This is a genomic window from Microbacterium sp. T32, from assembly GCF_001619615.1.
Lineage (GTDB): Bacteria > Actinomycetota > Actinomycetes > Actinomycetales > Microbacteriaceae > Microbacterium.
Window position 1 is genome coordinate 223132 of record NZ_LQQP01000012.1, and the last position, 24119, is coordinate 247250.

At 68.9% G+C, this 24119-nt stretch carries 53 protein-coding genes; 36 read left to right on the forward strand and 17 right to left on the reverse strand.

Annotated elements, in window-relative coordinates; genetic code table 11:
- The 17 genes from AVW09_RS07140 to AVW09_RS07215 all read right to left on the reverse strand — a co-directional run bounded on the left by AVW09_RS07140 (window position 1) and on the right by AVW09_RS07215 (window position 7031).
- Complete coding sequence (locus AVW09_RS07140) at window positions 1-225, reverse strand: hypothetical protein (RefSeq protein ID WP_063257394.1); 225 nt, start codon at window positions 223-225, stop codon at window positions 1-3.
- Entirely contained in the window at window positions 222-482 is a 261-nt protein-coding gene (locus AVW09_RS07145; RefSeq protein ID WP_063257395.1) for a hypothetical protein, read from the reverse strand. Before AVW09_RS07145 ends, AVW09_RS07140 begins: the two co-directional genes overlap by 4 nt.
- A 2-nt stretch (window positions 483-484) precedes the next feature.
- Window positions 485-1012 (reverse strand): hypothetical protein, encoded by a 528-nt coding sequence (locus AVW09_RS07150; RefSeq protein WP_063257396.1) that lies wholly within the window; start codon window positions 1010-1012, stop codon window positions 485-487.
- A complete protein-coding gene (locus AVW09_RS07155; RefSeq protein ID WP_156495993.1) occupies window positions 1009-1278 on the reverse strand; it encodes a hypothetical protein in 270 nt (89 codons plus the stop codon). Before AVW09_RS07155 ends, AVW09_RS07150 begins: the two co-directional genes overlap by 4 nt.
- Window positions 1275-1607, reverse strand: coding sequence for a hypothetical protein (locus tag AVW09_RS07160; RefSeq protein ID WP_063257398.1), 333 nt, complete (start codon window positions 1605-1607; stop codon window positions 1275-1277). Before AVW09_RS07160 ends, AVW09_RS07155 begins: the two co-directional genes overlap by 4 nt.
- A gap of 12 nt (window positions 1608-1619) precedes the next feature.
- The gene (locus AVW09_RS07165; protein ID WP_063257399.1) at window positions 1620-1859 is read right to left on the reverse strand and encodes a hypothetical protein; all 240 of its coding nucleotides are present in this window, start codon (window positions 1857-1859) and stop codon (window positions 1620-1622) included.
- Window positions 1856-1990 (reverse strand): hypothetical protein, encoded by a 135-nt coding sequence (locus AVW09_RS18335; protein WP_269454553.1) that lies wholly within the window; start codon window positions 1988-1990, stop codon window positions 1856-1858. The genes AVW09_RS07165 and AVW09_RS18335 overlap by 4 nt, the downstream gene beginning before the upstream one ends.
- The gene (locus tag AVW09_RS07170) at window positions 1987-2589 is read right to left on the reverse strand and encodes a deoxynucleotide monophosphate kinase family protein (protein ID WP_063257400.1); all 603 of its coding nucleotides are present in this window, start codon (window positions 2587-2589) and stop codon (window positions 1987-1989) included. The genes AVW09_RS18335 and AVW09_RS07170 overlap by 4 nt, the downstream gene beginning before the upstream one ends.
- Window positions 2586-2960: a hypothetical protein gene (locus tag AVW09_RS07175; protein WP_063257401.1), complete on the reverse strand. Its 375-nt coding sequence runs from the start codon at window positions 2958-2960 to the stop codon at window positions 2586-2588. Before AVW09_RS07175 ends, AVW09_RS07170 begins: the two co-directional genes overlap by 4 nt.
- Window positions 2957-3508 carry a 5' nucleotidase, NT5C type gene (locus AVW09_RS07180; RefSeq protein WP_063257402.1) on the reverse strand — a complete coding sequence of 184 codons (552 nt, stop codon included), beginning with the start codon at window positions 3506-3508 and terminating at the stop codon, window positions 2957-2959. The genes AVW09_RS07175 and AVW09_RS07180 overlap by 4 nt, the downstream gene beginning before the upstream one ends.
- Window positions 3505-4110 carry a hypothetical protein gene (locus AVW09_RS07185; protein WP_063257403.1) on the reverse strand — a complete coding sequence of 202 codons (606 nt, stop codon included), beginning with the start codon at window positions 4108-4110 and terminating at the stop codon, window positions 3505-3507. The genes AVW09_RS07180 and AVW09_RS07185 overlap by 4 nt, the downstream gene beginning before the upstream one ends.
- Before the next feature lie 2 nt (window positions 4111-4112).
- Complete coding sequence (locus AVW09_RS07190) at window positions 4113-4484, reverse strand: hypothetical protein (protein WP_063257404.1); 372 nt, start codon at window positions 4482-4484, stop codon at window positions 4113-4115.
- 12 nt (window positions 4485-4496) lie between these two features.
- Window positions 4497-4730 (reverse strand): hypothetical protein, encoded by a 234-nt coding sequence (locus AVW09_RS07195; protein WP_063257405.1) that lies wholly within the window; start codon window positions 4728-4730, stop codon window positions 4497-4499.
- Window positions 4727-5014, reverse strand: a complete 288-nt coding sequence (locus tag AVW09_RS07200) for a hypothetical protein (protein WP_063257406.1) — start codon at window positions 5012-5014, stop codon at window positions 4727-4729. The genes AVW09_RS07195 and AVW09_RS07200 overlap by 4 nt, the downstream gene beginning before the upstream one ends.
- Window positions 5011-5277 carry a helix-turn-helix domain-containing protein gene (locus tag AVW09_RS07205; protein WP_063257407.1) on the reverse strand — a complete coding sequence of 89 codons (267 nt, stop codon included), beginning with the start codon at window positions 5275-5277 and terminating at the stop codon, window positions 5011-5013. The genes AVW09_RS07200 and AVW09_RS07205 overlap by 4 nt, the downstream gene beginning before the upstream one ends.
- Complete coding sequence (locus AVW09_RS07210; RefSeq protein ID WP_063257408.1) at window positions 5274-6191, reverse strand: DUF2637 domain-containing protein; 918 nt, start codon at window positions 6189-6191, stop codon at window positions 5274-5276. The genes AVW09_RS07205 and AVW09_RS07210 overlap by 4 nt, the downstream gene beginning before the upstream one ends.
- 483 nt (window positions 6192-6674) lie before the next feature.
- Window positions 6675-7031 (reverse strand): hypothetical protein, encoded by a 357-nt coding sequence (locus AVW09_RS07215; protein WP_063257409.1) that lies wholly within the window; start codon window positions 7029-7031, stop codon window positions 6675-6677.
- Between the two features lie 120 nt (window positions 7032-7151).
- Here AVW09_RS07215 and AVW09_RS17610 point away from each other — a divergent pair, with 120 nt between their 5' ends.
- The 36 genes from AVW09_RS17610 to AVW09_RS07380 all read left to right on the forward strand — a co-directional run bounded on the left by AVW09_RS17610 (window position 7152) and on the right by AVW09_RS07380 (window position 24106).
- Window positions 7152-7322: a hypothetical protein gene (locus tag AVW09_RS17610; protein ID WP_156495994.1), complete on the forward strand. Its 171-nt coding sequence runs from the start codon at window positions 7152-7154 to the stop codon at window positions 7320-7322.
- A gap of 215 nt (window positions 7323-7537) precedes the next feature.
- Complete coding sequence (locus tag AVW09_RS17615) at window positions 7538-7882, forward strand: hypothetical protein (RefSeq protein WP_156495995.1); 345 nt, start codon at window positions 7538-7540, stop codon at window positions 7880-7882.
- 311 nt (window positions 7883-8193) lie between these two features.
- The gene (locus tag AVW09_RS07220) at window positions 8194-8856 is read left to right on the forward strand and encodes a hypothetical protein (RefSeq protein ID WP_063257410.1); all 663 of its coding nucleotides are present in this window, start codon (window positions 8194-8196) and stop codon (window positions 8854-8856) included.
- A 100-nt stretch (window positions 8857-8956) separates the two neighbouring features.
- Window positions 8957-9091 (forward strand): hypothetical protein, encoded by a 135-nt coding sequence (locus AVW09_RS18340; protein WP_269454554.1) that lies wholly within the window; start codon window positions 8957-8959, stop codon window positions 9089-9091.
- 428 nt (window positions 9092-9519) lie between these two features.
- Complete coding sequence (locus AVW09_RS17620; protein ID WP_156495996.1) at window positions 9520-9906, forward strand: hypothetical protein; 387 nt, start codon at window positions 9520-9522, stop codon at window positions 9904-9906.
- On the forward strand, window positions 9903-10331 hold the full coding sequence (locus tag AVW09_RS07230; RefSeq protein WP_063257412.1) for a hypothetical protein: 429 nt from the start codon (window positions 9903-9905) through the stop codon (window positions 10329-10331). Before AVW09_RS17620 ends, AVW09_RS07230 begins: the two co-directional genes overlap by 4 nt.
- On the forward strand, window positions 10328-10804 hold the full coding sequence (locus tag AVW09_RS07235; RefSeq protein WP_063257413.1) for a hypothetical protein: 477 nt from the start codon (window positions 10328-10330) through the stop codon (window positions 10802-10804). The genes AVW09_RS07230 and AVW09_RS07235 overlap by 4 nt, the downstream gene beginning before the upstream one ends.
- Window positions 10801-11187: a hypothetical protein gene (locus AVW09_RS07240; RefSeq protein ID WP_063257414.1), complete on the forward strand. Its 387-nt coding sequence runs from the start codon at window positions 10801-10803 to the stop codon at window positions 11185-11187. Before AVW09_RS07235 ends, AVW09_RS07240 begins: the two co-directional genes overlap by 4 nt.
- A complete protein-coding gene (locus AVW09_RS07245) occupies window positions 11184-11411 on the forward strand; it encodes a hypothetical protein (protein WP_063257415.1) in 228 nt (75 codons plus the stop codon). Before AVW09_RS07240 ends, AVW09_RS07245 begins: the two co-directional genes overlap by 4 nt.
- 93 nt (window positions 11412-11504) lie before the next feature.
- Window positions 11505-11807, forward strand: a complete 303-nt coding sequence (locus tag AVW09_RS07250) for a hypothetical protein (protein WP_063257416.1) — start codon at window positions 11505-11507, stop codon at window positions 11805-11807.
- Complete coding sequence (locus tag AVW09_RS07255) at window positions 11804-12043, forward strand: hypothetical protein (protein WP_063257417.1); 240 nt, start codon at window positions 11804-11806, stop codon at window positions 12041-12043. Before AVW09_RS07250 ends, AVW09_RS07255 begins: the two co-directional genes overlap by 4 nt.
- Window positions 12044-12059: 16 nt before the next feature.
- Complete coding sequence (locus AVW09_RS07260) at window positions 12060-12752, forward strand: hypothetical protein (RefSeq protein ID WP_063257418.1); 693 nt, start codon at window positions 12060-12062, stop codon at window positions 12750-12752.
- Window positions 12749-13126 carry a hypothetical protein gene (locus tag AVW09_RS07265; RefSeq protein WP_063257419.1) on the forward strand — a complete coding sequence of 126 codons (378 nt, stop codon included), beginning with the start codon at window positions 12749-12751 and terminating at the stop codon, window positions 13124-13126. Before AVW09_RS07260 ends, AVW09_RS07265 begins: the two co-directional genes overlap by 4 nt.
- Window positions 13123-13434: a hypothetical protein gene (locus AVW09_RS07270; protein WP_063257420.1), complete on the forward strand. Its 312-nt coding sequence runs from the start codon at window positions 13123-13125 to the stop codon at window positions 13432-13434. The genes AVW09_RS07265 and AVW09_RS07270 overlap by 4 nt, the downstream gene beginning before the upstream one ends.
- Window positions 13434-13679: a hypothetical protein gene (locus AVW09_RS07275; RefSeq protein ID WP_156495997.1), complete on the forward strand. Its 246-nt coding sequence runs from the start codon at window positions 13434-13436 to the stop codon at window positions 13677-13679. The genes AVW09_RS07270 and AVW09_RS07275 overlap by 1 nt, the downstream gene beginning before the upstream one ends.
- Window positions 13676-14020: a hypothetical protein gene (locus AVW09_RS07280; RefSeq protein WP_063257422.1), complete on the forward strand. Its 345-nt coding sequence runs from the start codon at window positions 13676-13678 to the stop codon at window positions 14018-14020. The genes AVW09_RS07275 and AVW09_RS07280 overlap by 4 nt, the downstream gene beginning before the upstream one ends.
- On the forward strand, window positions 14017-14523 hold the full coding sequence (locus AVW09_RS07285; RefSeq protein ID WP_063257423.1) for a hypothetical protein: 507 nt from the start codon (window positions 14017-14019) through the stop codon (window positions 14521-14523). Before AVW09_RS07280 ends, AVW09_RS07285 begins: the two co-directional genes overlap by 4 nt.
- Window positions 14520-14777, forward strand: coding sequence for a hypothetical protein (locus AVW09_RS07290; RefSeq protein ID WP_156495998.1), 258 nt, complete (start codon window positions 14520-14522; stop codon window positions 14775-14777). The genes AVW09_RS07285 and AVW09_RS07290 overlap by 4 nt, the downstream gene beginning before the upstream one ends.
- A complete protein-coding gene (locus AVW09_RS07295) occupies window positions 14774-15022 on the forward strand; it encodes a hypothetical protein (protein WP_063257425.1) in 249 nt (82 codons plus the stop codon). Before AVW09_RS07290 ends, AVW09_RS07295 begins: the two co-directional genes overlap by 4 nt.
- Before the next feature lie 74 nt (window positions 15023-15096).
- The gene (locus AVW09_RS07300; protein ID WP_156495999.1) at window positions 15097-15363 is read left to right on the forward strand and encodes a hypothetical protein; all 267 of its coding nucleotides are present in this window, start codon (window positions 15097-15099) and stop codon (window positions 15361-15363) included.
- On the forward strand, window positions 15360-15542 hold the full coding sequence (locus tag AVW09_RS07305) for a hypothetical protein (RefSeq protein ID WP_063257427.1): 183 nt from the start codon (window positions 15360-15362) through the stop codon (window positions 15540-15542). Before AVW09_RS07300 ends, AVW09_RS07305 begins: the two co-directional genes overlap by 4 nt.
- Window positions 15539-15919 (forward strand): hypothetical protein, encoded by a 381-nt coding sequence (locus AVW09_RS07310; protein ID WP_063257428.1) that lies wholly within the window; start codon window positions 15539-15541, stop codon window positions 15917-15919. The genes AVW09_RS07305 and AVW09_RS07310 overlap by 4 nt, the downstream gene beginning before the upstream one ends.
- On the forward strand, window positions 15916-16203 hold the full coding sequence (locus AVW09_RS07315) for a hypothetical protein (RefSeq protein ID WP_063257429.1): 288 nt from the start codon (window positions 15916-15918) through the stop codon (window positions 16201-16203). Before AVW09_RS07310 ends, AVW09_RS07315 begins: the two co-directional genes overlap by 4 nt.
- A complete protein-coding gene (locus tag AVW09_RS07320) occupies window positions 16200-16739 on the forward strand; it encodes a hypothetical protein (RefSeq protein WP_063257430.1) in 540 nt (179 codons plus the stop codon). Before AVW09_RS07315 ends, AVW09_RS07320 begins: the two co-directional genes overlap by 4 nt.
- Entirely contained in the window at window positions 16736-17101 is a 366-nt protein-coding gene (locus tag AVW09_RS07325; RefSeq protein WP_063257431.1) for a hypothetical protein, read from the forward strand. Before AVW09_RS07320 ends, AVW09_RS07325 begins: the two co-directional genes overlap by 4 nt.
- Entirely contained in the window at window positions 17098-17745 is a 648-nt protein-coding gene (locus AVW09_RS17900) for a hypothetical protein (protein ID WP_063257432.1), read from the forward strand. The genes AVW09_RS07325 and AVW09_RS17900 overlap by 4 nt, the downstream gene beginning before the upstream one ends.
- Window positions 17742-18992 (forward strand): AAA family ATPase, encoded by a 1251-nt coding sequence (locus AVW09_RS07335; protein WP_063257433.1) that lies wholly within the window; start codon window positions 17742-17744, stop codon window positions 18990-18992. Before AVW09_RS17900 ends, AVW09_RS07335 begins: the two co-directional genes overlap by 4 nt.
- The gene (locus tag AVW09_RS07340; RefSeq protein ID WP_063257434.1) at window positions 18985-19287 is read left to right on the forward strand and encodes a hypothetical protein; all 303 of its coding nucleotides are present in this window, start codon (window positions 18985-18987) and stop codon (window positions 19285-19287) included. The genes AVW09_RS07335 and AVW09_RS07340 overlap by 8 nt, the downstream gene beginning before the upstream one ends.
- Window positions 19284-19478: a hypothetical protein gene (locus AVW09_RS07345; protein ID WP_063257435.1), complete on the forward strand. Its 195-nt coding sequence runs from the start codon at window positions 19284-19286 to the stop codon at window positions 19476-19478. Before AVW09_RS07340 ends, AVW09_RS07345 begins: the two co-directional genes overlap by 4 nt.
- Entirely contained in the window at window positions 19475-19963 is a 489-nt protein-coding gene (locus AVW09_RS07350) for a hypothetical protein (protein ID WP_063257436.1), read from the forward strand. Before AVW09_RS07345 ends, AVW09_RS07350 begins: the two co-directional genes overlap by 4 nt.
- A 9-nt stretch (window positions 19964-19972) precedes the next feature.
- Window positions 19973-20269 (forward strand): hypothetical protein, encoded by a 297-nt coding sequence (locus AVW09_RS07355; RefSeq protein WP_063257437.1) that lies wholly within the window; start codon window positions 19973-19975, stop codon window positions 20267-20269.
- Entirely contained in the window at window positions 20266-20838 is a 573-nt protein-coding gene (locus AVW09_RS07360; protein WP_063257438.1) for a hypothetical protein, read from the forward strand. The genes AVW09_RS07355 and AVW09_RS07360 overlap by 4 nt, the downstream gene beginning before the upstream one ends.
- Window positions 20835-21140, forward strand: a complete 306-nt coding sequence (locus tag AVW09_RS07365) for a hypothetical protein (protein ID WP_156496000.1) — start codon at window positions 20835-20837, stop codon at window positions 21138-21140. Before AVW09_RS07360 ends, AVW09_RS07365 begins: the two co-directional genes overlap by 4 nt.
- A 1-nt stretch (window position 21141) precedes the next feature.
- The gene (locus AVW09_RS07370) at window positions 21142-23061 is read left to right on the forward strand and encodes a hypothetical protein (protein ID WP_063257440.1); all 1920 of its coding nucleotides are present in this window, start codon (window positions 21142-21144) and stop codon (window positions 23059-23061) included.
- A 23-nt stretch (window positions 23062-23084) separates the two neighbouring features.
- Window positions 23085-23603, forward strand: a complete 519-nt coding sequence (locus AVW09_RS07375; protein ID WP_063257441.1) for a hypothetical protein — start codon at window positions 23085-23087, stop codon at window positions 23601-23603.
- Entirely contained in the window at window positions 23600-24106 is a 507-nt protein-coding gene (locus tag AVW09_RS07380; RefSeq protein WP_156496002.1) for a DUF7239 family protein, read from the forward strand. Before AVW09_RS07375 ends, AVW09_RS07380 begins: the two co-directional genes overlap by 4 nt.
- Window positions 24107-24119: the final 13 nt, after the last annotated feature.

The window sequence follows — 24119 nt, forward strand, 5'->3', positions numbered from 1 at the left end:
CTACCCCTCGTGCTTCGGATGCCACGCCGCGGCAGCGGGCGCGACGGCGAGCGTGGTGTCGTCGAACAGCATGGATTCCATCTCACCACGCTGGTTCGGCGACCAACGCTTCCCGGTGCCCTCGTCCAGAAGGTTCTGGACCGCGGCGACTTCGCCGGGCGTGTGCGGCCGCGGCGGTGCGCCCAGCGCCTCGACGAGGCTGTGGTCGCTGGTCACCGGGCTCACTCGGGATCCTCCGCCGCACCGACCGGAGCCAGCGATTCCAGCAGCCCGGGAGAGAAGTGCTGGGCGACCAGGGTCAGGGCGATGCCGCCCACCTGGGTTGCCAGCAGCATCACCGCGTGATCCTCGTTCGCATTCATGGCCGGGAAGCCGGCCTCGATGGGGACGAACTCGCGGTAGGTCTCGCCGTCGACCGTGATGCTCACCTCCACGGAGCGCTGCGCGAGCGCGGCCTCGAGGACGTCGATGTCGTCGGTCACGGTCAGAGCTTCTTGCCGTGCAGACGCGCGCGGGTCGCGTTGTAGGCGAGCTTGAGCGAGAGGTGCTCCGCGATATCGACCCCTCCTTCGTCGGCGAGATCGAGCGCTCGCACGATGATGTCGACGATCTCGGACGGCGCCCCTTCGGGCTTGCCGACGACGTGGTCGGGGAGAAAGGCGGGGCGCTCGCCCTCGACCCAGGCGTACGCCTTCCCCTCCCAGGTCGCGGAGTACCAGGACTCGTTGATGCCGCGCCCGGCGCGCAGGTCCTCGAGCAGCTCCGCGAGCTCCGTGCCGATCAGGGAGGCTCGCGCCATCCAGTAGTGCCGCTCCAGCGCAGGGATCATGCGCGTGAGTCGGTTCACGAGTCCCTGCAGGAAGCTGCGCGGGCCGTCGTGGACACCGCTGATGGCGGCAGGCAGGGAGCGGATGTCGTCGCCATCCTGGTGGAAGCCCTTGGCGGCGTTGGCGGCGCCGATCTGCTTCTGCAGGGCGCGGATGGTGTCGATGGTGCCCAGGGTGAGGGTCATGCGGAGGCCTCGTTTCTGCTGATGGTGAGGACGGAGACGGTGATGGTGCGATGGTCGATGAACTCCCGGTCGGACGCGAAGCTGGTGTGCTCGATCCGGTCCGTGGTGGTCTCGACTTCGAGGGTGTCCCAGATGGCGAGGCGGTCGTGGTCGACCACCTTGTTCTCCAGGGCGGTGACGGCGTCCGCGACCGCCGTGGCGATGGATCCGGCGGTGACCCCCTCGGAGAGGGCGACCGATCGGTCCATACTGATGCGGCGGCTCACCGCTGGGCCTCCCGCGGGAGGTTGCCGCGCTTCGTGCCGCGGTTGGCGATGAAGCGGGCGATCCGGTTCGCCGAACGCGCGCTGGGGAAGCCGTAGACCCGCGCGAAGGGGCCCCGGCTGACGGTGTCCTGCGGGAACAGGTCGCCCTTCGTGCGGACGACGGGCTGCTGCACGAACGCGCGGAGGATGACCGGGGTGGGCTCCTTCGGCTTCTTCTTCGGGGTAAGTTCGCGGGCGAGCTGGGCGTACTTGGGGTTGCCGGTCAGCTCGGTTGCCTGTCGGAGCGCGCGCTGGTTCTTCTTGCGGGCCTTGCGGACGGTGTTGGACATGAGGTTCCTCTCTCAGTCGTCGGTGGGAAGGAGCTCGGCCTGGTAGCGCGAGCCGGGGCGGGTGGGGGCGATGAACGGCTCGCCGTCGACCTCGAACTTGACGGAGGGGGCGCCGCCGAAGCCAGAGATGAGCGCGACGACTTCGACCTCCAGGCCGAGCATCGTGCCGGTCTGGTCGGGGCGGATCATGCTGGCCCAGCCGGAGCCGGTGAGGGCGACGGTGTCGCCGACGGCGATCGGGGTGACGCTCACGGGAGAGCCACCTTGGAGATCGCCGCGAAGGTCCACAGTGCGCCGAGCGTGAGCACGATCGCCAGGGCGAAGCGGGAGGCGATGATGAGGCTGGGGAGGCGGGGGTCGTCGTCGGGGCGGAGGGCGCTCACAGCGTGTTCACCTCGGCCGCGATCGTGTCGACCTTGGCGTAGAGCTGGTCCAGGGTGCTGTCGTTCTCGAGGACGAAGTCGAAGTCCTCGACCGTCACACTGTTCTCGCTGGCGTGCGCGGCGGTGCCGGTCGTCGGGGCCTCGATGCCGGGCCGCTCGACCCAGATCGTGATGGCGCCGAGACCGTAACGCTCGTCGATCACGGCGATCTCGTTCGGGAAGCGGAGCCCGGTCAGCACGACCGGGATGCCCTTCTCCTCGAGCTCGTCGATGCGTCGGCGGACGATGTTCGTCCAGGTGTCCTCGCCGATCATCTTCCGGCCGACCTCGGTGCCGAGCTGCTGGAGCAGGCGGCGGACCTCGGGGATCTTCTTGGCCTCGGTGTAGCCGAGATCCTCGATCGCGTCGGAGTAGCGCACGAGGAGGATGCGGTCGGGGTAGTCGGCCGAGGCGGCGTTGATGATCGGGTCGAGCGCGAGCATCGCTTCGTGGAGCGCGTCGCTCATGCCGATCTTGACGTAGCCGTGCCTCTCGACGAGGCGGTCGGCCACCGCGTCTTTGCCGGCGCGCAGCTTGCCGCCGAGTCCGATGACGGTCATGCGTTGACCTCGCGCTCCACGTTGCCGACGCCGAGGAGGCGTCGGTGCGAGAGCTCCCAGTCGCCGCTTGCCAGGGCTGCGACGATCTCCTCGGACCCCTCCTTCACGCGGCCATCCAGATCCCAGCCTCCGCCGATCGTGTTGACCGTGGTGCGGATGAGTCCCGGCCCAGCGGAGTTGTAGCGGTAGTCGATGGACGCCAGGATGGTGTACTCGACGGTGCCCTTGGCCTTCGGCTCAAAGGGCGCCGGACGAACGGCGACGATGTGATCGTCATCGCGAGCAGTGACGTCCCACCAGACACGCTCACGGCCTCCGGGCTCGATGCGAATGCGATCACCGACCTGGATCTCGCTGAGTATGCGGGTCATGCGAGGTTCTCCTTGAGGGTGTCGAGCGCTCCCCAGCCGGTGAGGATGCGCTTGCCGGTGACGTGGCGGTTGTAGGGCTGGTCGAAGATGATGTGCTCCCACTCGGGGACGACGGCGCCGGTGACTTCCGGCTTGTCGTCGATGAGCACGGCGCCGCGCACGAGGGTCTTGTCGTGGGTGAGGATGAGGTCCTTCACCCACGCGGTTCCGACGTGGTTGGCGACCCAGTCGACCTTGTCCGACGCGCACGTCGGGTTGGTGGCATCCGGGGTGGAACAGAGCTTCACCGTGGCGCCGAGGTCGCGCAGGAGGTACAGCCCTTCGATCGCGCCGTCGATGGGCGCGAGTCCGGCGTAGAAGCCGGGGGTGGCTTGCACCGAACGCTGCAGTTGCCGGACGGCTCCGGTGGTGCCGAGGTCCCAGCGGTTCAGATCGAAGTCGGCGATGTCACCGCCGGCTTCCTGGTAGGCGTCGGCCATGCCGCCGAACCAGTCGGCGAGCACGCCGTCCATGTCGACGAGGACGACCGATCCGGGCGAGACGGTCACAGGTCGCGTCCGCTCGAGTCGATGATCGTCTCGCCGGCGCCCGCCCACTCGTCCTCCGGGGAGGGCGTGGGGTGCGTGATCGCGGCGATGCGCTGTTCGGCGGCCTCGTCGGCTTCTGCCTCGGCGTCCTCGGCGCGCACGCGGAGTGCGATGTTGAGGTCGTCCCAGAAGCGGTCGATGCCGTCGCGCCGCGGGGGGAGTCCGAGCGCCTGCATGAACCACGCACCGCGATCGCGGTACTGGTCGAGTTCGAGGGCCTCGATGACCTTCGCGAGGGTGTCCCGGCGCACGTACTCCGGGGTCGGGGTGGCGACCGTGGCGTCCGAGGCGGAGAGCTCGCTGGCTGCGGCCTCCGCGTTCGCGGCGTTTGCACGCAAAACCGTGAGCTCAGCGTGGAGCGCGTTGAGGTCCGCGAGGCGGAGGAGGCGGAGGCGAGCCCGCGCGAAGGGAACGGAAGTGGGCGCGGCGACGGGCAGCGGGATCTTCGCTTCGTAGCCGAGCGCTTCGGCCGCGTCGATGTGCTTGTGAACGGCGTTGACGAGCTCGAAGAGGGAGCTACGGAGGTTCTCGACCTCGGCCGCGAGGTGCTTCTTGGAGACCATGCTCAGCACCCCCGGCCGTCGTTGCTCGAGCCGTTGAACAGCAGGAACCAGAACCAGGGCGAGCTGGGGTGGAAGCCGCTGTTGCTGCTGCCGTTGTTCGGGGCCGGCTGGACGGGCTTCGGTGCCGCGGGGGCGACCGGCTTCGGCGCCGGCGGCTTCGGGGCAGGCGGGCGCACGACGACCGGCGGGCGGGGCGCGGGCGGGCGGACGACGACGGGGGCGGGGACGATCTTCGCGGCCGCGGCGGTCGAGATCTTCTCGGGGCGGCAGTCGCGGGCGGGGCGGTCGCCGCACGCGGTCAGGCCGAGAGCGGCGGTGGCGACGATGGTGACCGCGGCGATGCCGCGGATGGTCCTTCTCTTCGGGGTGGTCACGCTGGGGTCCTCTCAGTCGGTGGTCGGCGCGGGAACGGTGGTGGCGCCCCAGAACGGTGCGTCGTCTTCGGGGGAGTGGAGCTGGAGGGCCCACTCTTCGCCGGTGGTGTCCTGGATGACGGGGGTGCCGTCGTACCAGAAGCCGGTGATCTCGTGGCGGGAGCCGATCTCGAGGCCGACAACGCCGAAGGCCTTCCAGCCAGCGCCGGTCAGCTTGACCAGCGTGCCGTGTTCGAGCGCGGTCATGCTGCCTGCGCCTCGACGTCGGGGGCGGTCTCCTCGGGCGCGGGCTCGGGGGCGGGTGCGGCGGCCGATTCGAGGGCGGTGAGGGCCGCGGAGTACCGGCCGAGCGTCTCCAGCAGCATGTCGACGTCGGACGCGGCGACGATGGCGGCGTTCTCGTAGCGTTCCTTCTCGGCCTGCTTCTCCTTGAGGCGGGCGAGGGTGGTGTCGCGGAGGTAGGTGAGGACGGCGGTCGGCTGGCTGCCGTCGACGGTCTCGGTGTTGCCGTCGATGCTGAATCTGGTCACAGGGTGTTCTCCTTCGGTGCGGGGGCGTTCTTGAGTAGCCACTTGCGGATGCTGGATGCGGATCGGTCGACGCCGAACTGGCGGAAGACGAGGCGCGCGAGCTCGTACGCGCTGAGGTCGGGGCGTTCGGCGTGCTTCGCGAGCACCCATTCGATCTCGGCAGCCGAGGCCCGCGAGGGCCTTCTCTCGCGGGGGAGCCCCATGGTGAGGCTGCGGCCGACGCCGCGGGACTGGTTCTGCTGGAAGTTGCTCGCGCGGCTCATCGGGCCGGCCGCTTCTTGCGCGCGGCGGGCTTCTTGAGGGCGGCCTCGGCTTTCTGGGCGGCGAGGCGCGCCTGGGCGCGCTCGAGGCGGGTGGGCTTGGTCGAGAGCATGCCGAGCACCTCGGTCATCAGCAGCGCGAGGAACGGCATGAGGGCCGCCAGGGATGCGCCGGTGTATCTCTGCAGCGCGGGGGCGGCGCCGGGGGTGTCCTCCCAGACGTGGAAGAAGTTCGCCGCGGCCGAGATGCACGCGAGTCCCACGGCGGACACGGTGAGAATCCAGGTCGACTCGCCGCGGGCCTTGCGGGGGAACCGGGCGAGGGTGAGGACGATGAGGGCGACGTCGATCGACATCGGGACGAGGAAGCTGAGCAGCGCCGGCAGCAGCAGCCATGCGCCGACGGCGGAGAGGCCCTGCCAGGAGATCGCGATCATCGCCAGGGCGACGACGGCGACCCCGATGTTGACCGCGTGGTAGAGCCACGGGGCGTCGCCGTTGAAGCGCGCGCCGGCGCCGGTCTTCGCGCGGCGGTGGGTCGGGGCCTCCTGTACCGGCGCAGCCGGTTCGCCGACGGTCTTCGTCGGGCGCTTGCGCGGAGCGCGCGGCTTCGCGACCTCGAGGAAGCCACCCTCGGCCGACGCGTTGCTGGGAACGCGGGAGGCGAGCTTCTGCAGGACCGGGCTCGCGGGGTCGTCCGGCGTCGACGTCTCGATGACGGCGGCCTTGGTGTCCGCGGGCTCGCGGTTCTGGACGATGGCCGTCGACGTCTCGACGGATGCCGCGCCGAGGGCTGCGAGGCTGGCGATCTCGTGCCAGCCGCGTTCGCCGTTGCCAACGATCGGCGGGGTGGTGCCGGTGTATCCGGTGGGCGTGGTGTCACGCGGGTCGAGCTGCGGGATGACGGGCAAACTCATGGTTCTCCTCTCGGCGGGCAGCGTGAAGCGCTGCGGGGGAGTGGTTCGGGGGTAGGCCGGCGCCTGGCGGGCCACGAGGGCTAAGTGGAGGCGTCGCGCCTGGCCATCCGACGCGCTCGCCCTCGTTGTTCTGTCGATGTCCACGCCCGCCAGGGCGTTCCGGGCCTCTTCTGACCTCGTGGGTTCTGAGGGACCTTCCGGCGATTTTGTGTGCTACCGGCCTTACACGTCTAACCCTAGCGGTCTTTTGCACGCTAATCGAGAGCGTTTCGACCGATTTCTGCACCAGTTCCGGCGGTTTTTGAGACGCGGGGGAGGGGCCTGACGGCGCTCGAGGTGGCGGGAGGGAGCGAGGCGCTGCTGCATCAGTGAATTGGTCAACCCCCGGCGCACTGAGAGAGGAGGCAGCGCGCCGGGGGCCGTGGGGCGGAGTCTAGGCGGGGTTGGAGTCTTACACGTGTTCATAGACGAGCTCGCGACCTGTCAGCCTACGCCCTGGAGCTCCACCGCGTACGAGTTGCTCGAAGGTGTGAAGGTGACGTGGCAGGAGTAGTTGGAGCGCAGCATCGCTCCAAAGCCGTTCTCGCTGTCGACGGTCCCGATGATCAGCCAGGGCCCGGCGTCGATCGCGGACTCGGTCGCAGCCGAGATGTCGCTGTGGAATTGAGCGGTGGACGGGGCCTTGAGGTAGGAGGAGACTGTCTGCTCGCACTGCTGAGCCGCGGTGTACTTGTTCGCCGACGGGGTGAAGCCGGCGAAGGCGCCGATGACGACTGCCGCGATGATGAGCAAGAGGCCACCGCCGAGGACGACGAGGCATCCTCCGCAGCCGACGCCCATACAGCCCGATCCTTTGGCGGGAGGCGCTGGAATTTCTGCAGTAGCCACGGATGGAAGGTAGGGCCGCTGGGCGGCTGAGAGGTTTCCGGATGGTGAACGATGCGGGATACACTTCGTGGCATGGATGCCGTGGATGAGCTGCGAGCCCTCGCGCGAGAGGTGCAGGGAGCGAACGCTGGCCAGGTCCGCACGCATCGGGTGGGCTGCTGGAAGTGGCACGCGGAGTGCCTGGCGGAGATGATCCTCGAGGTGACGAGCGACGAGGGCAGGGCGGCCCCAACGCAGCGCTGAGCGCCCCGAAATCGGGGGAGGGGTCGGCATCTGTGCGGGTGCAGCCCGGCGGTACCTTGCCCTGTTCTGGTGGGTCAGAATCTGAGTGGTTTCCTGGTCTGATCTGGCTATTTCGGTGTATCAGATGCCGCGTTCTGTGGTACACTTTAGGTACAGAGAGACCCCCGCACCGGGTGCAACCGGCCGGGGGCGTGACCACCTAGTGAATGGACTAGATGATGACTGTCATCGTACCCGATCGCCCGATTCGCCTCAATGTGACCCATTCGGTTGAGCTGTCTCCCGAATGCCCGGTGCTGGTACGTGCACACGCCAGACGTCGCCCTACTCGCATCGCCGCTGAGTTGCGTGCTGAGCGTGAAGCAGAGTTGCGTAAGCGCATCCGCGACGCCCGCGAAGTGCTCACCCTGACGGAAATGACGAGCATGCCGAACGGGTACGCCGTCGCCGCCGTGAGGGCCGCGTGTATGGATTTGGCCTTATTCGTGTACGGTGTGCCCCGTGGCACCACCGAATCCCGTGCGCTCGTCGCGGCGTACGCGCCCGAATGCGCGTACTGACATGACCAACCGCGCCCCCATCATCCCCCGCACCGTCGGGGATTGGCTCGCCTGTCTGAGTGTCACCGTCCTACTGTGCATCGTCCCGCTCGCATGGCTCTATGGTGCCTGAGCACACCGGCCCTTACGACGTCGAAATTTGGTTCGGCGTCGAGTGGGAACTACTCGCACAAGTCGATACCTACCTTGAAGCGAAACGCTGGCAACGCGTATCCGCAGCCTGGCGCACACGCGTCATCGAACGCGCTACCGGCCTCATCGTCTCGACTCACAAGCCCGAATAGCACGCAACCGAACGAAGGAAACCGACCATGACCATGACCACCGCGGCCCCCACCGTCACCGCAGCGCCCGCAATCGTCATCCCCCTCACCGCGGACCTCACCGCCGCATTCCGCGCCGTCCTGCCGTTCACGTCGAAAGACGACGTAACGCCCATCATCGGAGCGGTGAAAGTCACTCACCGCTACCTCATCGCAACCGATCGCTACGCCATCGCGCGATACGAGCACACCACCTACGACGAGAGTGTCGAGCGCCACGGCGAGGAAGGGCCGAGCGAACCGGACTTCGCCGTCCTCATCCCGCGCGACGTCGCCGAATGGATCGGCAAGCACAAGCCCACGAGCGGGCAGACGCTCACCGTCACCGCCGAAACCGTCACCATCGGGTGGACCGACTCAATCGAATCCTCGCGCGTACTCGTCCCCGTCGGCGGCAACTATCCGCCCGTCGAGCGACTGATCACCGACGCATCCGCCGAGGACGTGGAAATCTCCCCGTTCGCCATCGGAACCGACCGACTCGATCAACTCGTCAAGGCCGGTAAAGCCCTCGCCCGTGTCGTCGGCAAAAATGCCGGATGGCGCTTCCAACTTCCCGCGAGCACGGGCACGCGCAAATGCCCGCCGATCCGCGCCACGCTCGGCGAGCGCATGGTGACCATGATTCAGCCCATGCTCAACGTCCGCTGATCCCCACCGGCCTAGCTCGCACAGGCGGCACCGGCTCACGCCCGGACTAGGCCACGGTATCCGCCACCGATAGCACGCAACCCCAGACAGGAGATACCCCGTGAGCACCCCGAACAACTCCCGCGACAACACGCGCACCCGCACGGCCCGACAGGCCACCCTCACCCGTCGCCGTGCGCGTGGCCTCAAGCACTCGCAGCCGGTCACGGCATCCGGTCGGCCCCGGTTCGCCTAGGCCGACGACGCCCCGAACCTAACTAGTTCGGCCCTGCCGTGAACCGGTCCCCGACAGGCTCACCGGTAGACCGTGGATACATGCACTAGACGAATAGTACATATATACATTCATAGTCTTAGTGATTCTCAGATTCTCTCTTGTCCCGCGGAATTCCGCCTGTCCGAATACGTATTTTGCGAGCACGCCTCGAAAACCCCGTTCCGGACGCGAATACGGCTCAAAACCTTGCACCAGTGAGACGCACCAGGGATACGCAATCCCGGGACGAATCACCCCGCGAGACACCGTTTCCGCAGCCCTCGCGCCAAATACGCGCGAACGCACCGCACCACGTCGACGGCCCCCGCCTAACTATCTCCCCACCCCAGCACCACCCCGCGACACCCCCCACACACGCCCGCGTCACCCTCACAGAAAGGTCACCCATGACCACGACGCACACGCCCACACGGGACGAGAATAATGACCCCCAGGCCGTCGCCACTCAACGTGAGTGGTGGGCCGATGGGCACGTCATCTTTGCAGACAGTGCGGAGAACGCCCACGCTGAAGTCAAGCGACTTTACGAACACGACGCCCAGAACGTGCGCCCCGCCCCGGCCCCCGGCGACGCGGTGACGTTCACGCTGCACGGAACCGACGAATACGCCGCCGAGTTCGACGGGCAGACGGTGACGGTCATTCGTCCCCTCGACTCGAACAACCCCGCCGACAACCTCGACGAGGAAGTCGGCCCCATGTACCGGCTCCGAGCACTCGACGGGCGCGAGTTCGACGCGTTCGCGGACGAGCTGACGGCGGTGACCCTGTGACCGCCCCCGACCCGTCGCGCATCGTGTGCGAGTTCCGCGGCAAGATCACCACGATCGACGGCACGCGCTACGTGCGGATCCCGGCGCTTACTGCCCGTCACGCTGTCACCGGCGACCGCTTTTACGTCACCGACGGAGCGGTGAAGGGCCGCGCCGAACTGCTGCACGTGAACGAACGTCTCGCGCCGCTCGACACGCCCCGGCTTACCCACGTAAGCGGCGAGTTCATCGCGACGATCCGCGTTGACCTCGGCACGCACAAGGCCTACCGGGAGGCGCAGGGGCACAAGGGCGCCGAAACCCGCGCGTGGTACGACACCCCGCGGGAAGAGCGCAGCGAAGGCCTGTTGGCGATGGAGGAGCGCGTGCACGCGGACGTGCTGGCCATCTTCGCCGCCCACGACACCGCGGCGGTGACCGCGTGAACGCCCCCACTCTCGCCCCGAGCACCGCCCACCGCTACGCCGTCACTCTCACCGTCGAAATGAGCACAGACGGCCCGCTCACCCTCGACGAGCTCGACGCATGGGCCGACGCCGTACAGGACGCCGCGAACGAACACGGCCACGTCGCGGACATGGGCAAGCCTCGCGCCGTGTTCATCCCCACCCGGTACGGCGTGACCACCGATTACGACTACACCGCCGAGCACAAGCGCCAGCGCCTCGAAGTGTGGTCCGGCCCGTGGTTCCACACCTGGGAGGGCGAGGCCTACTCGATCCCCCGGGGAGGCGGATTCATGGTCACCACGCACAACGGCGACAAGGTGCGCGTCGCTTGCCCATCCCCGCGGGACGAAGTGAACTACCTCGAGGTAGACGCCGCCATTTCCGACGCGCTCAACGCCCACGAAGCCGCGCGCGGTTCGGTTCGCCTGGCATCGGTGGTGACGCGATGACCGACACCCGCACCGTTTTTCATGACGGTTTCTGGCTCGATGAGGCATCGCTCATGCCCGAGCACGTCGGGCAGCTCGTGATGATCGACCACTACGCGAAACGGCTGCACGGCCCGAAGGATGCGACCCGGCTCGACATGAATACCCACGTGGGGACGCTCGCCGGATTCGCTGAGGCGCGCGGGACCGCTGACTACGGCCCGACCGACCTAGGCTCGCAGCGGAACGAGAGCGGGATTTACACGCACACGGAGTACCCGGACATTTCCGTTCACAGCGACAAGTTCGAGGTCACCGTTTTCCTCACGGACGGGCGAACGTTCACGATCAAGGAAGCAGATCCCGCCTACGTCCGCGTTTTCCGCCGCGAGGTGACCGCGTGAGCACGCACGCCCCCGCGCGCCCGGTCGGTTCGGTCAAGGTCCACGCGCTCCCGCCTTTCATGGCCGATCACGGCTACCCCGTGAGCGGTGACCTCATCGCCCGCGCCATTCACGACCCGCACCCGCAGAACGTGAGTGTCACGGGCCGCCCGCTCAACCGCGTGCCGTTCGGGGACATCCTTTGGCCGGCTGTCGCCGCCGCACCCCGCCCTGGACGCCGTTAGCACGCAATTTCGCCGCTCCCACTTGTGCGGCGTATCAACTTCCATCAGACTATATACACGTATACGGCCCCTGCCGAGATTGGACACCACACCGTGACCACGCACTACGCCCCCAGCGCCCGCGACACGTTCGCCCGCCGCCTCGTGGATCAGAACGCCACCATCGCCGCGGTCAAGCTCACCGTTCCCCAGCGCCGGGCGCTCGACATCGTCGCTGCCGACAACCGGCCCGGCGTCCCCATCCACCGGGGGAGCGTCCTCACCGATTCGATGTTCTCGAAGCTCGACGCGCTCGGCCTCGTCGTGGCCGACGCCGACCGGCTCCCGCACCGCGCGCGCCTCTCGCCGCTCGGCATGGCGTACACCCGCCGTGCCCCGAAGGGCGGGAAGCGGTGAACATCGCCGCCGCCACCCCCAACCCCAGCCGCCGCCGCGTTCGCGTCATCCCGCGCCACCTGTTCCGCAGCGTCCCGCGCCGCGCCCGCTCCACGTTTTACGCGCCGGGGGAGCCTGTCCCCGCGCTCCCCGACGCCCCGCGCAACGCGGGCGCGGTCGGCATCCTCGCCGCGCACCGTAGCGGCCTGCTCGAACACTTCGAGGACTTCGCTCTGTCGGGCGAACGTCTGGCCTGAAAGGAACCCCATTAGCATGCAAACTCTGACCTACGGCGATTTCCTCACCCTCCCCAGCGTTCCCGGCGTCCTGTGGCGCGTGACCGACACGCGCAAGGTGGAGAAGGCCGGAAGCCCCTTCGAGGACCGCGCCGAGCTTCGCCCCTACCGCCCCGGCCCGGACGCCGCGAACCCCACCGAGGGCGCGACCGCGTGGGACTACGACGAGCCGGTGAAGATCGGACGCGCCGAGCGCATCGGCGTCGAAATCACGCTGGGGATGCGCCCCGGCCCCTACGACCGCGCAAGCGGCACGCACGGCCCGAGCGCGTTTGGCGCGCACGCCACCACCCGCAACTACGCCGCGCCGCTCACCGACGCGCAGCGCGCCACCCTCGAACGCGAGGCGGGCGACCCGTTCGCGTTCTCGTTCCACCTCCCACCGCTGACCGCCGAGGAGGTGCGCGCACGCGTCGCCGCGCTCATCGTGAGCGAATCCAACGCCCGCGAGGCCGCGCGCCTCACCATCGGCCACGCGCCCAACCTGTACCGGCTCGACAACGACCACAGCGGGCACAACCCCGTGCCGCTGATCCGGGACGCGTTCGACGGCCCCGCGGGCGCGGAAGCCCTCGCCGAAATCCTCGACCGCGCGACCGCGGCCTACCGCGCCGCGCTGGCATCCAACCTCCGCACGTTCGGCGCACTCCCCGAGGGGGTCGCGCTGTGACCGCCTGGGAGAAGTACCGCGAGCACGCCGCCGCGACCGCGTACCGCCGCCCCGGTAGCGATGAACCGTTCTACATGCGGACTCACACCCCGGCATCGTCGGGGGAGTGGGCGGCGCGCATGCGCAAGGTGGAGCCGGGGCGCGCGGTGAAGATCAGCGAGCCGACCGACTCCAACCCCATGCAGTCGGCCCCGTTCGTGCTGTTCGCGGCGTACGACACGCGCAACAAGTACGGGCGCGCGGCACGGCCCGAGATCACGGCGACACACCCCTACGCGCTCACGACGTACGTGGAAGGCGACCTGTCCACCGAGTTCTACGCCACCGCCGACGACCGCGACCGCGCGCTGTATCTCCTGGAGCGTGCGGCGTGACCGGCCCCGGCTTCCCCTCCGTCCTCGACGACTTCGCCACCGTCGAGAAGAACCCGCACAGCGGCGCGAGGTGGGTCTACGACGCCGGGATGAGACTCCCGCAGACGGACCGCGGCGCTGAGGATGTCGCCATGGCGGACGGCATCGTCCGCGCGAAGTTCGCCGCCTCCCAGTGGCGCGACAGCGTGGCCAGCGCAGCCGCACAGCTCCGCGCCCTCCTCGATGCCGCGGACGACGGCGACGCCGCCGCGCGCTACCGCGCACGCAAGGCCGCCCGTGAGCTGCTGCACCTGCTGGGGGAGAGCTGATGCCCGGATTCTGCGAGGACCACGGACGCCGCCACCTCGACCGGTACGAATGCGGAGAAATGTACCGCGCCGAGGCTGCAGCCGCTCGCGACGCCGAGAACCAGGCGCGCGCCGAGCGGATCGCGGACGGCCTCATTCGCCACACGTACCGCGAGAACCTGCCCGAACGTCAGCGCATCGAGTTGCGCACCATCGCCACCGCCGCCGCCCTGCAAGCCCTCACCGAGAAGGAGAACGCACGATGATCACCACGCACACCACCCCCAGCGCTGGGAGCGCGTGCCACGCCTGGGCGCACTCCTATGAGCACATGTGGGACATGGCCGACAGATTCCACGGGGCACTCACTCTCTCCGAGGCCGTCGCCCTCGCCGACGTGCTCGCCGCCGCGGGCCGCGGTGACCTGGCCGCGAGCTTGATTCGCGGGTGGGGCATCGGGGATCCCGAGATGGTCGAGGACCACAACGACAACCAGGACGACCCGCACTACATCGCGCGCCTGATCTACAGCTACGGCGACCCCATCAGCGAATACGCCGACGGCCTCCCGTGGCTCCCGCCGCGCGCGGAGGTGAGCGGACTGTGACCACCGAACGCACAACCGCCGAGAGCATCGCCGGGAGCGTGCTCCTCCTCCACGTTTCCCCGGGCGGCGGGTCGTCTGGCCGGGGCATCGACGAGCCGCGCGCCGACAAGGTGGCCGAGACCATCACCGGCGCGGAACTCCTCCGCCTCCTCACCCGGGCCGCCGAGGAGGGCACCGCCGACCGGTGGAACGAAGCCCACTTCGCGCGCTGGCGCATGGTGGAAGAAGTGCGCCGCCTCGCCACCGCTACCGACAGCCTGAGCCTGTATCGGTTCATCGAGCGCGAGGAGAAGGAGCGCCGCGAGTCCACCGAGGACTACGCCGCCATCCGTGCCGCTGTCGAGGTGTTCCGGGACGCATCCGAGCGCGCCTCGAACCTCCACGCGGACGCCACTGACGCAGACGACATGCTGAACGCCGACGGCATCTACGAGCAGGCCGCGCGCGCGTTCGCTCCCGTCGCGGCCCGCTTCCTCGCTGACCGGCTGGGGGTGAGGTGGTGACCGCGGCATTCGTCACCGTGGGCGCGAACGTGCGCCACTGGATCACGTTCGAGGTCATCGACCCGACCCCCGAGGAGCTGGCAACCCTCGAACAGGAGGACTCGACCGAAGCCCTCACCCTGGCATCCGCCCTGTTCGACGCTCACCGGCTCGAATACCGCAGCAGCGACGACGAGATTAGCGGCGGATGGTCGCCGTTCGAGGAGCACCGCGAGGGCGCGTTGGTCGGCTTCGAGGCGGTGAGCGACGAGTGAGCCTCTTCGACCTCCCCGAGCAGTACGAAGCCCACCCGCCCCACACCTGGACCGTGGAGCGAAGAGCGCAAGGCCGCACGGTGGAATACCGCGTGATGATCGCCCCGGGGCGGTGCGCCGACAGCGAGGGCACGCGCGCCGACGCTCAGCGCGTCATCGACCGGCCAGACTCGTGGCTCCGCCGTCAGTACGACAAGGAGGCCGCCGCCGTGCTGAGCGGCTCCGGGGCGGCGGTGCTCTCGTGATGTTCGCGAGCAAGACGCCGCGCGACCTCAATCGAGACCCGCGCCCCCTCAGCACTATCGGCACGGGTCGCCGCGTGGCGGTTGGCTCCAACTACGCGGGGGAGACCGTGCCGAACCCCCGCCCCGAGTACGACCACCCCCAGCACAACGAGCCGAACTGGTTACTCGTGGCGTTCCGCGACGAGCCGCGCGAGCCCGGCGAAACCGAGGCCGAGCGCATCGCCTGGTGGAAAGGCTTCGGCGCAGACCACCGCACCACGGCAACCGACGAAGAGCGCGAGCACTTCCGCCGCGTCCTTACCCGCCTCGCTCGATTCACAGAACAGGAGACCCCCGCATGAGCGCCCCCGGATTCACCCTCACGATGCCCGCCGCCGAGTCGGGCGACCAGATCGCCGCCGTTTTGCATGCAGTCGCGGACCGTTTCGCGAACGAAGTCGACGGCCTCACCCCGCCGGTGTCGTCCGGCATCCACAAGATCGAGGGCCGCACCGTGGCCGAATGGAGCGTGAACCAGTGAGCTACCCCACCACCATCACCAGCGAGGCATTCCAGGCCGTCCGCGCGGACTTCCTGCGCGCCGAGACCGCGCACCGAAACGCCACCCTGGACGAGATGCAGCGCCTCATCCCCGAGGGCGTCACCGGCCTCATCTTCCGCCTGAACGACACCCCCCGCCTCACCTTCGACGGCTTCTACGTGGAGGGCGAGGACGAGGAGCGCTGGGCCGAGGAGATCGACCAGTACACCGACGAGCTGAACGACACGCTCGACCTCATGGCCGCCGAGCTCGGCATCTGCGACTTCGAGGGCGCTGACGACCTGTTCATGCGCCGCGACCCTGACAGCGACGAAGAGGCGTGGGTCGTCATGCCCGAGGGGTGGGACCGACTGTGAGCCTCCACCACGACGACGCGCTCCGTCTGTTCGACGCGCTCGCTCTGTTCCCGAGCCTTTCCACCGAGGACCGCGCCCGGATCGCCAACGCCGCCGAGGACCAGCACCCCGCCGCGTGGGCGGATGCCAAGGAGGTTCGCCTCGACGGCGGGCTCCTGCTCCGTCCCCACACCCTCAACGAAGCGTGCCGCTGGGCACCCAACCCCACCGCCGGCCAGATCATCGCCGGCCTCTACTACGCCGCCGGCGTCATCGCCGGCCCCCGCACGAAGGAGAACGCATGAGCACCTGGAACAGCATCACCATCGAGCGCCCCGGCGCGCTCACCCTCGACACCCTGCCTGACGCCCTCACGGGCGACGCGGAAATCTGGGAGGACCGTGACGAGGACGACGAGCGCGTCACGATCCCCGAGTACGAGCCGTACGCGTGGAACCCGGGCTACAAGCTCCCCGAGCGTCCCGGCAACCCGGAGGGCAACATCACGATCGAGGGCCGCAGCAAGTACCGCGCCGACGACGCGATCGCCGCCCTGATCGAACTGTCGAAGACGACGGGCCGCATCACCCATTACCAGGAGTGGGATAACGACGGCCCCGGGCAGGAGACCACCGTCTACGAGAACGGCGAGTACATCCATGCCGCGAGCAAGGTGAGCGACATGGTGCCCGCCAACCTGCACGAACTGATCGCCAACGTTCGCCGCTACGTGCGTCGCGATGACCGGGGCGACATCTACACCGAGCTGGGCCCGCAGTCGATGGAAGCCGTCATGGCCCTTCTCGACGCCCTGGACCCGCAGAAGGCGGTGACCGCGTGACCGTCACCGACGCCGAGGGCGATGCCCTCATCGCAGCCCTGGGTGCCGCACAGAGCGCGGTCCGCGCGCACACCTTCCCCGCACTCGTGGAGGAGGAGGTGACCGACGACGGCGAGACCTTCATGGCCCTACGCTGCCCGAGGTGCGACGGCATCGTGAGCGACGGCGACCTGTTCGCGATCAGCCCCGCCGAGCACTGGGCACCGAACGAGTACCCCGACGACGACTCGTTCGACCACCGCCGCATCTACTTCGACTCGGAGGAGCGCCCCTACCTCGAAGAGACCATGTACTACAGCCACGGCGACGCCCCCGGTCACGCCGTGAGCCTGCCCGACGGATGGACGGAGGACTGGACATGAAGACCATCGAGGAGATCGCGCGCGACGTCGCCGAGACCGCCACCCTGTCCGACACCCAGAACCCCGAGACCGGCGCGTACGAGCCGGTCATCGAAGACCTCGACCAACTCGCCGCCTTCATCGAGGACGGCATCCGCGCCGACCGCGCCCAGCGTGACGACACGCTCGACGCGTGGCCGGGTGAGGTCTCCGACCTCATGTTCGACGACAAGAGCAACGACGTGGAGTGGCTGCGCGGGCTTGGAGATCGTGCGATAAGCCACGGCCCGGAGCCGGTCGCCCCCACTCGGAGCAAGACCAACCTCGCCGACTCGTTCGCCCAGGCCCACGGGCGCGGCAAGGTCAACAAGTGGTTGCCCGTCCGGGAGTACCGCGCCACCGGCGAGGAGCGCATCGCGTTCGAGGGGGAGATCTGGCTCGTCGACGAAAGCGGCGAAGCCGTCAACCTCACCCCCTACGAGGGCGCCCTGCCGCACGGCGTCTTCGCCCCCGTGAACAGCGACTACGGCATCGAGCGGGACGACGAGCTGGCGGTGTTCGAGTCCGACTTCGACGCCGCCGCCGCGATCCGCAACTACCTCACCACCATCACCGGCCAGACCTACTCGATCTGGTACGACGCAGAACAGGAGACCACCCCGTGACCCAGAGCTTCACCGTCAAGAACTACAAGGGCGTGCGAGAGATCACGCTCCAACCCGAGGGATCCCTCGTCGTCATCGCAGGAGCCAACGGGGCGGGCAAGTCCAGCTTCATCGACGGGATCTGCGAACTCTTCGATGCCCGCGGCACCAAGCTCACCCCGAAGCCCATCCGCGACGGCGAAGACGAGGCGCGCGCCGAGTTCGTGGACACCAACCTCGGCATCCGCATCACCCGCACCTGGAAGAAGGACGACGGCGGCAAGCTGGAGGTCGTCAGCCTCGACGGCACCCGCTTCCCCAAGCCGTCCGACGTCGTCGCCAAGCTCACCGGCGGCGTCATCTTCGACCCCGTCACCTTCCTCAACCTCGACGCCCGCAAGCAGCGCGACGCCCTCCTCGCCAAGGTCTCCCTCCCGTTCGACCTCGACCAACTCGAACGGGAGAAGGTGAACGCCGAGGACATGCGGCGCGAGGCGGGCCGCGACGTGAAGCGCCTCGAAGGCGCCCTCGCCAGCGCCCCCGACGTGCCCGCCGGCACGCCCACCGAGGAGGTCACCAGCCTCGGACTCCTCGCGGACCTCCAGCAGGCCCGCGACTGGAACACCTCGATCAGCCAGGCCGAGAGCCAGGCCAACGCCATGCAGGCCGCCATCGAACAGTGGAACGCCGAAGAGCAGCGCCTCCTCGCCGCCCTGGAGCAGGCCCGCGCTCAACGGGACAGCATCGTCGCCGGGATCGAGCAGGTTCGTGTGCACGCGGCCCAGACGCCCGTCGACACCAGCGCCATCGAGGCGCAGCTCGCGTCCGTCGATCAGGTCAACGCGCACGTCCGAGCAGCGCGCGACCGACTCAAGCTGGAGGGCGAGCTGAACGTCGCCCGCACCCGCCACGAAGCGCAGCAGGCGATCATCGACCGGATCGAGCAGCAGAAGCGGGACGGTCTCGCCGCCGCGAACTTCCCCGTCCCCGGCCTCGGTGTCGACGAGACCGGCATCACCTTCGACGGCGTGCCCTTCGGGCAGGTCAACACCGCCGCCCGCCTCCAGGTCGCCCTCGCCGTCGCCACCGCGGACAACCCCGAGATCAAGCTCGTCATCATCCGTACCGGCGACATGCTCGACGACATTTCGCTCGAACGCGTCCGCGCGATCGCCGACCAGCGCGGCTACACCGTGCTCATGGAACGCGACCGCGACGGCAGCCGCCAGGTCGGCTTCACCATCAGGGAAGGACAGCTCGATGACTGACACCACCGTCGCCACCTTCGCCCCCGGACGCGAGGGCGCGCGCATCGGAGCGATGCGAGCCAACCTCGCCCGCGACGACTGGTACCCGCGGTTCGAGCGCCAGGGACCCCACTGGCGCGCACTCGGGGTCGTCTTCCCCGACGGCGCGACCGTGCAACTCCGCACCACCCCGGGACCGCGCTTCCAGATCGTCGACCACGAAGACCTCGGCACGTTCCGCACCCGGGATCACGCCGCGCGCGTGGCCCGCGCCGAGGCCCTGCGCGCCTGGGAAGCATGGGAGGCGGGACGATGAGCCGCACCGACTGGGAGAAGGAGCGCGCGGAACTCGAGCAGCGACTCGAGCCGTTCACGCGTGAGAGCGCGACGGGGGAGCGGTACGTCATCCCGCACCCCGCCGTCGCCCGATTCGCGCGCGCCTACGACCGCCTGTTCCGCTACGGCCTGGAACGCGGATGGCTCGGCGGAGAGCCGGTGCCCGCGTGAAGGCCTCGGGTGCGATCGTCGGCGGCGTGGTGATCGTCGCCGCGTTCGCTGCGCTGAACGTCGCCGCGGCGGTGGCACTTCCGACGGCCGTGAAGGTCGAACCGGATCCCCACGCCGAGGCAGGCCCGACGCCACTGCCGCCGGTGATCCTCCCTCCGGTCGCCACGCCCGCGACGCTCGACGCATACGGCATCCTCGCCCAGCGATCCGAGCCGCTCGTCCAGGTCGTCTACTCAGCCGACCCCGCCGTGAACTGTGGCCTCAACGTCGCCCCCGTCGGCGGATGCTTCCACCCCGAGCAGCCCGAGACCATCGTGCTCTCGCCCGGTGTGGAAGGAGCGCAGCTCACCTACCTCGTCCTCCACGAACTCGCCCACGTCCGTCAGAACCGCTACGGCGTGCCCCTCGACGAATGCGCCGCAGATGCGGCCGCAGTCGCCTGGGGCGCCGACGAAGCCCTCACCTTCTACCTCCCCAACTGCTAAGGAGCAGGCATGACCATCGCCGCCATCGTCCCCGTCTACACCCACCGCACCCACGAAACCGTCGAGCGCCTGGCCGAACGCGGTGTCACCGTCGACGTGCTCGACGTCGACCTCGCCATCGCCAGCGCCGTGACCTCCCTCCACGAGCAGAGCGAACGCGGAGGCTGGCCCGACCCCGACGACGATCACACCTGGGACCGCTACATCGAGCCGCGCGTCCTCGACCGCCTCGACATCGACCCCGATGTGTTCGGCGAGGCATCCGTCGCGCACGACGCGCCGGCCCCGATCGGAGCCGCGCTGTGACCACCACCCTCCAGCAGTCGCTCGCGATCCAGGCCGTGAAGAAGGCCGACGAGGACTACCGCGCCCTTCGCAAGGTCGTCGAAGCGACCGTCCGCGCCGAGATCGCCAAGCGCACCCAGGAAGCCTCTGACAACGTCGCTCGCGCTACCTGGGCCGCACGCCAGGCGGGGGTCGGACCGACGCGGCTCGCCCGCGAGGCATTCGGCCACGAGGGCCGCGCCACGGTCTACCGCTACCTCGCTCGAGGCGGTGAGCTCGCCGGGGACACGCCCACCGTGGTCAGCGCCGCGGACGAGGTGGTCTCCGAGTTCGAGTGGGTCCAGCCCGGCGTCGTCCGCGTTCAGCCGGCGGCCGCCACGCTCGCCCCGCTGCTCGCCATGCTCGACATCGACGGCGCGGGCCGCGCATTCTGGGCCGACTTCGAGGTCGTCGACGGGCGCGTGCTCCCGCTCACCGAGGCGTGGACCGCGGAGGAAGGCCGCAACCCGGTCGTCGCGCTCGTCATCGGCGAGGACCCCACCTACCGAGAGCGCGTCGCGTCATGGGCCGCGGGTAAGGTGGCCGCGTGATGAAGACCCCCCAGGAGATCGCTACCGCCATCCTCGGGAAGGAGCCCACCCTCCCGGAGGAGCGTGCAACCTGGCAGGCCATCGTGGACGCCATCGCCGAGGACCGCGAGGACCGCGAGACCTACTTCGCCACCGACGCGGACTGGACCGTCGAGCAGCACGAGGTGAAGGGCGGACTCGTGACGGACCTTCTCGTCTGGCCTGGCGGCGCAGACGCCCTCACCCGCGAGCCCGTCGCGGTCCTCGCCCTCACCGATGCCGGCGTCGACGCGCTCGTCGCCACACTCAAGCCCGGAGCCTGACATGCACAACGACCTCTGCCCCTCGTGCGGCGCATTCCTGTGGAAGCCGCACGACGACTTCCCCGAGATCATGCTGCGCTTCGTGCATCTGCACGAGGGGCGGAAGGTCCGCGAGATCCTCAAGTTCCTGCCCTGCGACCCCTCCCTCGACGAGCGCGAGGCGAAGAAGCACGGCCGCATCACGCCCCGCCAGGAGTGGGCCATCGAGCGGATCCTCGAGGAGCGCCGCACGAGCGGCAACCCCGAAGGCTCCGACGGCGCACTCCTCGCCGACGACATGGGCGTGGGCAAGTCCGGCCAGCTCGCCGAAGTGCTCATCCGCGGCGGCTTCCAGCGCGCGCTCGTCGTCGGACTCCCCGACACCCACCTCCAGCTCCGCGACCGCATCTACGCCCAGTCCGACGGTGCGATCCTTCCCCGCCTAATGAACGGCACCATCGCGGGCCGCTTCAACCTCGCTGCCTTCCTCAAAGGTGAGCCGGGCGTCTTCATCGCCGGCTCCCACTTCCTCGTCGCGCAGGACTTCGAGAGCCGCCCCGAGTATCACGACGGAGAGGACGGCAAGCCCGACCTCTCTCGCCCGAAGTGGAAGATGGACAGCAAGACCGGATGGCCCAAGCTCAAAGAACGCACCACGGGGCCCGACCGCGAGGTCTACCTCGTCGACCGGGCCGAAGGCGAGATCGGCCCAGCCCAGGTCCGCCGCATCGTCGAGGCGGGCACTCCCGACCAGATCGGCCCCGCGCTCCTTCCGATCCAGGCGACCAAGTCCCACCACCTCGCCACCTTCCGCGCCAAGCTCAAGAAGCACCCCGTCGACTTCATCGGCCTCGACGAATGCCAGGTGATCGCCAACAAGCACTCCCAGGCCCGCCGCACCCTCCTGTCGATGGGCAACGCCTTCAAGCTCGCCATGAGCGGCACGTGGTTCCTCAACAACCCCGACAACATGCACTCCGTCACCCGCTGGGTCTGGCCGGGCGACGACCCCATCACGGGCCAGAAGTACGTCGAGAGCAATCACGCGCTCTGGAAGGCGATGTACCTGACGAGCGTCCCCGTGCTCAAAGAGGACGGCAACGTCCTCTACCGCCGAGACCACCTCGGCCAGCTCGCCCCCGTGATGAACACCACGGGGGAGAAGGAGCCCGGCGCGTTCGTCGCCACGCTGCCGTGCTACATCCGCCGCGAGGCCGACGACCCGATCCCGGCGCCGCTCATGCTGTACGTCGACCCGAGCCCCGCCCAAGCCGAGCAGATCGCGGACCTCAAGCGCGACCTGATGACATGGGTCTGGTCCCACGAGGGAACCGAGGAACCGCTCGTGGTCAACATGCCCGCTGAGCTGCACACGCGAATGCGGCAGGTCACGATCGGCGAGCTCGCGCTCACGCGCCCCGACGGCTCCGTGGACTTCGCTCGCGACGGAGCCTTCGCCAAGGGCGCGCCGCTGCGCTACCTCCTCGAGGAGCGCTGGGCTGGGCAGCAGGTCGGGATCTACACCGACTCCAAGATCGGCGCCCACTGGATGGCCGCCCGCCTGCAGCGCGCCGGCGTCGACGTGCGCGTCTGGTCCGGCGACCTGTCCCGCGGCGCCCGCGAGAAGCTCAAGCAGGCGTTCATCCGCGGCGAGTTCCGCGTGCTCATCTCCACCATCCAGTCCTTCGGTGTCGGCATCGACGGGCTGCAGAAGGTGTGCGACAAGGTCGCGTGGATCTCCGACGTCGAAGGCTCGCCCGCACTCAACGACCAGGCCATCCGCCGCTACCTCCGCCCCGGCCGGCTCATGCGGAACGGCCGCGATGAGTTCGAGCACGCCCGCATCCTCATGCGCGACTCCGTCGACGTCGAGAGCTTCCAGAAGCTCATCGGCCAGGCATGGAACATGCGCGCATCCATGACCGCGGCGACCGCCGCATAGCACGCAAACGAAGGGAAACACCGATGGTCGACTTCTCCAAACTCTCGCCCGACGTCCGCGATGTCCCGGCACCTCCGGGCTCCGACAATGCAGCCCTCCTCGCGCTCCCGCAGCAACGCACCTACACGCACGACTTGAAGGGCAAGCTGCTCTACTTCCCGCGCACCGATCAGGTCATGGTTCCGTTCGCGATGACGAGCGATGGCGGCTGGTATGTCGTCGTGGTCTTCAACGGTGAGCGCGCCCCGCGGCACGACGGCACGGATGGGCGTCAAGCGGGAACGCCCGTATACCCGGCCGGCGGCTACAGTCTCTACGTCTCGCCCCTCGAGATGCAGACCGCGATCGAGTTGACCGGCGAGCAGGTCTGGGCAGTCGACGTCGCGATCGGCGGCAATCCCGAGCGCACCGTCGAGATGCCCGCGCTTTCCTTTCGCGCCGCGGAGGGGATCGCGAGCGCGAACGAGTCTCAGGGGCACACCTCGACGATCATCTCTCGGATCTCCTTCCAGTCGAAGGATCCATGGGAGGTGACGGCGTGAGCGCAGAAGACGCGCGCCAGCTCGACGGGCACGACGAGGCCAAGCTGCCCAAGTGGGCGCAGGCCCGACTCCGCAACCTCCGCCGCAAGATCGAACGGCTCACCGTGGAGACGGTGCGCCGCGACGACGTACCCGAAGGCGTACGCGTCATGATCGCGCGAAGCACGCAGAACGAGCGCTACACGACCGAGCCGACAGCGATACCGCTGAACGACAACGACCGCGTGGTGTTCCACGTCACGGGCGGGCGCATGGAGGTCGGGCTCCGCAAGTTCGGACCCCGATACCGCGTCGGCATCACCGGCTTCGGAACATGGGATCCGCTGACGGGCGAGCGGCCAGAGATTGCGATACTCCCCGCGTTGGGCAACGTCGTCGAGGCGGCTTTCGTGCTTCCCGCTCCCGACGCTCTGGTTATGCCGGAGGTGCTGGCGCTGGAGCCCGGACGCGCCGCGGTCACCGGATCGAGCGTTCCGGAGCCCCATGACCCACCCAAGCCTTGACGCGCCGCGGCCG

Excerpts from the sequence above, each read along its gene's own strand:
- AVW09_RS07150 (WP_063257396.1), bottom strand. The coding sequence starts at position 1,012 with ATGACCCTCACCCTGGGCACCATCGACACCATCCGCGCCCTGCAGAAG.
- AVW09_RS07160 (WP_063257398.1), bottom strand. The coding sequence starts at position 1,607 with ATGTCCAACACCGTCCGCAAGGCCCGCAAGAAGAACCAGCGCGCGCTC.
- AVW09_RS07170 (WP_063257400.1), bottom strand. The coding sequence starts at position 2,589 with ATGACCGTCATCGGACTCGGCGGCAAGCTGCGCGCCGGCAAAGACGCG.
- AVW09_RS07175 (WP_063257401.1), bottom strand. The coding sequence starts at position 2,960 with ATGACCCGCATACTCAGCGAGATCCAGGTCGGTGATCGCATTCGCATC.
- AVW09_RS07185 (WP_063257403.1), bottom strand. The coding sequence starts at position 4,110 with ATGGTCTCCAAGAAGCACCTCGCGGCCGAGGTCGAGAACCTCCGTAGC.
- AVW09_RS07195 (WP_063257405.1), bottom strand. The coding sequence starts at position 4,730 with ATGACCGCGCTCGAACACGGCACGCTGGTCAAGCTGACCGGCGCTGGC.
- AVW09_RS07205 (WP_063257407.1), bottom strand. The coding sequence starts at position 5,277 with ATGAGCCGCGCGAGCAACTTCCAGCAGAACCAGTCCCGCGGCGTCGGC.
- AVW09_RS07210 (WP_063257408.1), bottom strand. The coding sequence starts at position 6,191 with ATGAGTTTGCCCGTCATCCCGCAGCTCGACCCGCGTGACACCACGCCC.
- AVW09_RS07215 (WP_063257409.1), bottom strand. The coding sequence starts at position 7,031 with ATGGGCGTCGGCTGCGGAGGATGCCTCGTCGTCCTCGGCGGTGGCCTC.
- AVW09_RS17610 (WP_156495994.1), top strand. The coding sequence starts at position 7,152 with ATGGATGCCGTGGATGAGCTGCGAGCCCTCGCGCGAGAGGTGCAGGGA.
- AVW09_RS17615 (WP_156495995.1), top strand. The coding sequence starts at position 7,538 with ATGATGACTGTCATCGTACCCGATCGCCCGATTCGCCTCAATGTGACC.
- AVW09_RS07220 (WP_063257410.1), top strand. The coding sequence starts at position 8,194 with ATGACCATGACCACCGCGGCCCCCACCGTCACCGCAGCGCCCGCAATC.
- AVW09_RS17620 (WP_156495996.1), top strand. The coding sequence starts at position 9,520 with ATGACCACGACGCACACGCCCACACGGGACGAGAATAATGACCCCCAG.
- AVW09_RS07240 (WP_063257414.1), top strand. The coding sequence starts at position 10,801 with ATGACCGACACCCGCACCGTTTTTCATGACGGTTTCTGGCTCGATGAG.
- AVW09_RS07260 (WP_063257418.1), top strand. The coding sequence starts at position 12,060 with ATGCAAACTCTGACCTACGGCGATTTCCTCACCCTCCCCAGCGTTCCC.
- AVW09_RS07275 (WP_156495997.1), top strand. The coding sequence starts at position 13,434 with ATGCCCGGATTCTGCGAGGACCACGGACGCCGCCACCTCGACCGGTAC.
- AVW09_RS07280 (WP_063257422.1), top strand. The coding sequence starts at position 13,676 with ATGATCACCACGCACACCACCCCCAGCGCTGGGAGCGCGTGCCACGCC.
- AVW09_RS07305 (WP_063257427.1), top strand. The coding sequence starts at position 15,360 with ATGAGCGCCCCCGGATTCACCCTCACGATGCCCGCCGCCGAGTCGGGC.
- AVW09_RS07320 (WP_063257430.1), top strand. The coding sequence starts at position 16,200 with ATGAGCACCTGGAACAGCATCACCATCGAGCGCCCCGGCGCGCTCACC.
- AVW09_RS17900 (WP_063257432.1), top strand. The coding sequence starts at position 17,098 with ATGAAGACCATCGAGGAGATCGCGCGCGACGTCGCCGAGACCGCCACC.
- AVW09_RS07340 (WP_063257434.1), top strand. The coding sequence starts at position 18,985 with ATGACTGACACCACCGTCGCCACCTTCGCCCCCGGACGCGAGGGCGCG.
- AVW09_RS07345 (WP_063257435.1), top strand. The coding sequence starts at position 19,284 with ATGAGCCGCACCGACTGGGAGAAGGAGCGCGCGGAACTCGAGCAGCGA.
- AVW09_RS07355 (WP_063257437.1), top strand. The coding sequence starts at position 19,973 with ATGACCATCGCCGCCATCGTCCCCGTCTACACCCACCGCACCCACGAA.
- AVW09_RS07370 (WP_063257440.1), top strand. The coding sequence starts at position 21,142 with ATGCACAACGACCTCTGCCCCTCGTGCGGCGCATTCCTGTGGAAGCCG.
- AVW09_RS07375 (WP_063257441.1), top strand. The coding sequence starts at position 23,085 with ATGGTCGACTTCTCCAAACTCTCGCCCGACGTCCGCGATGTCCCGGCA.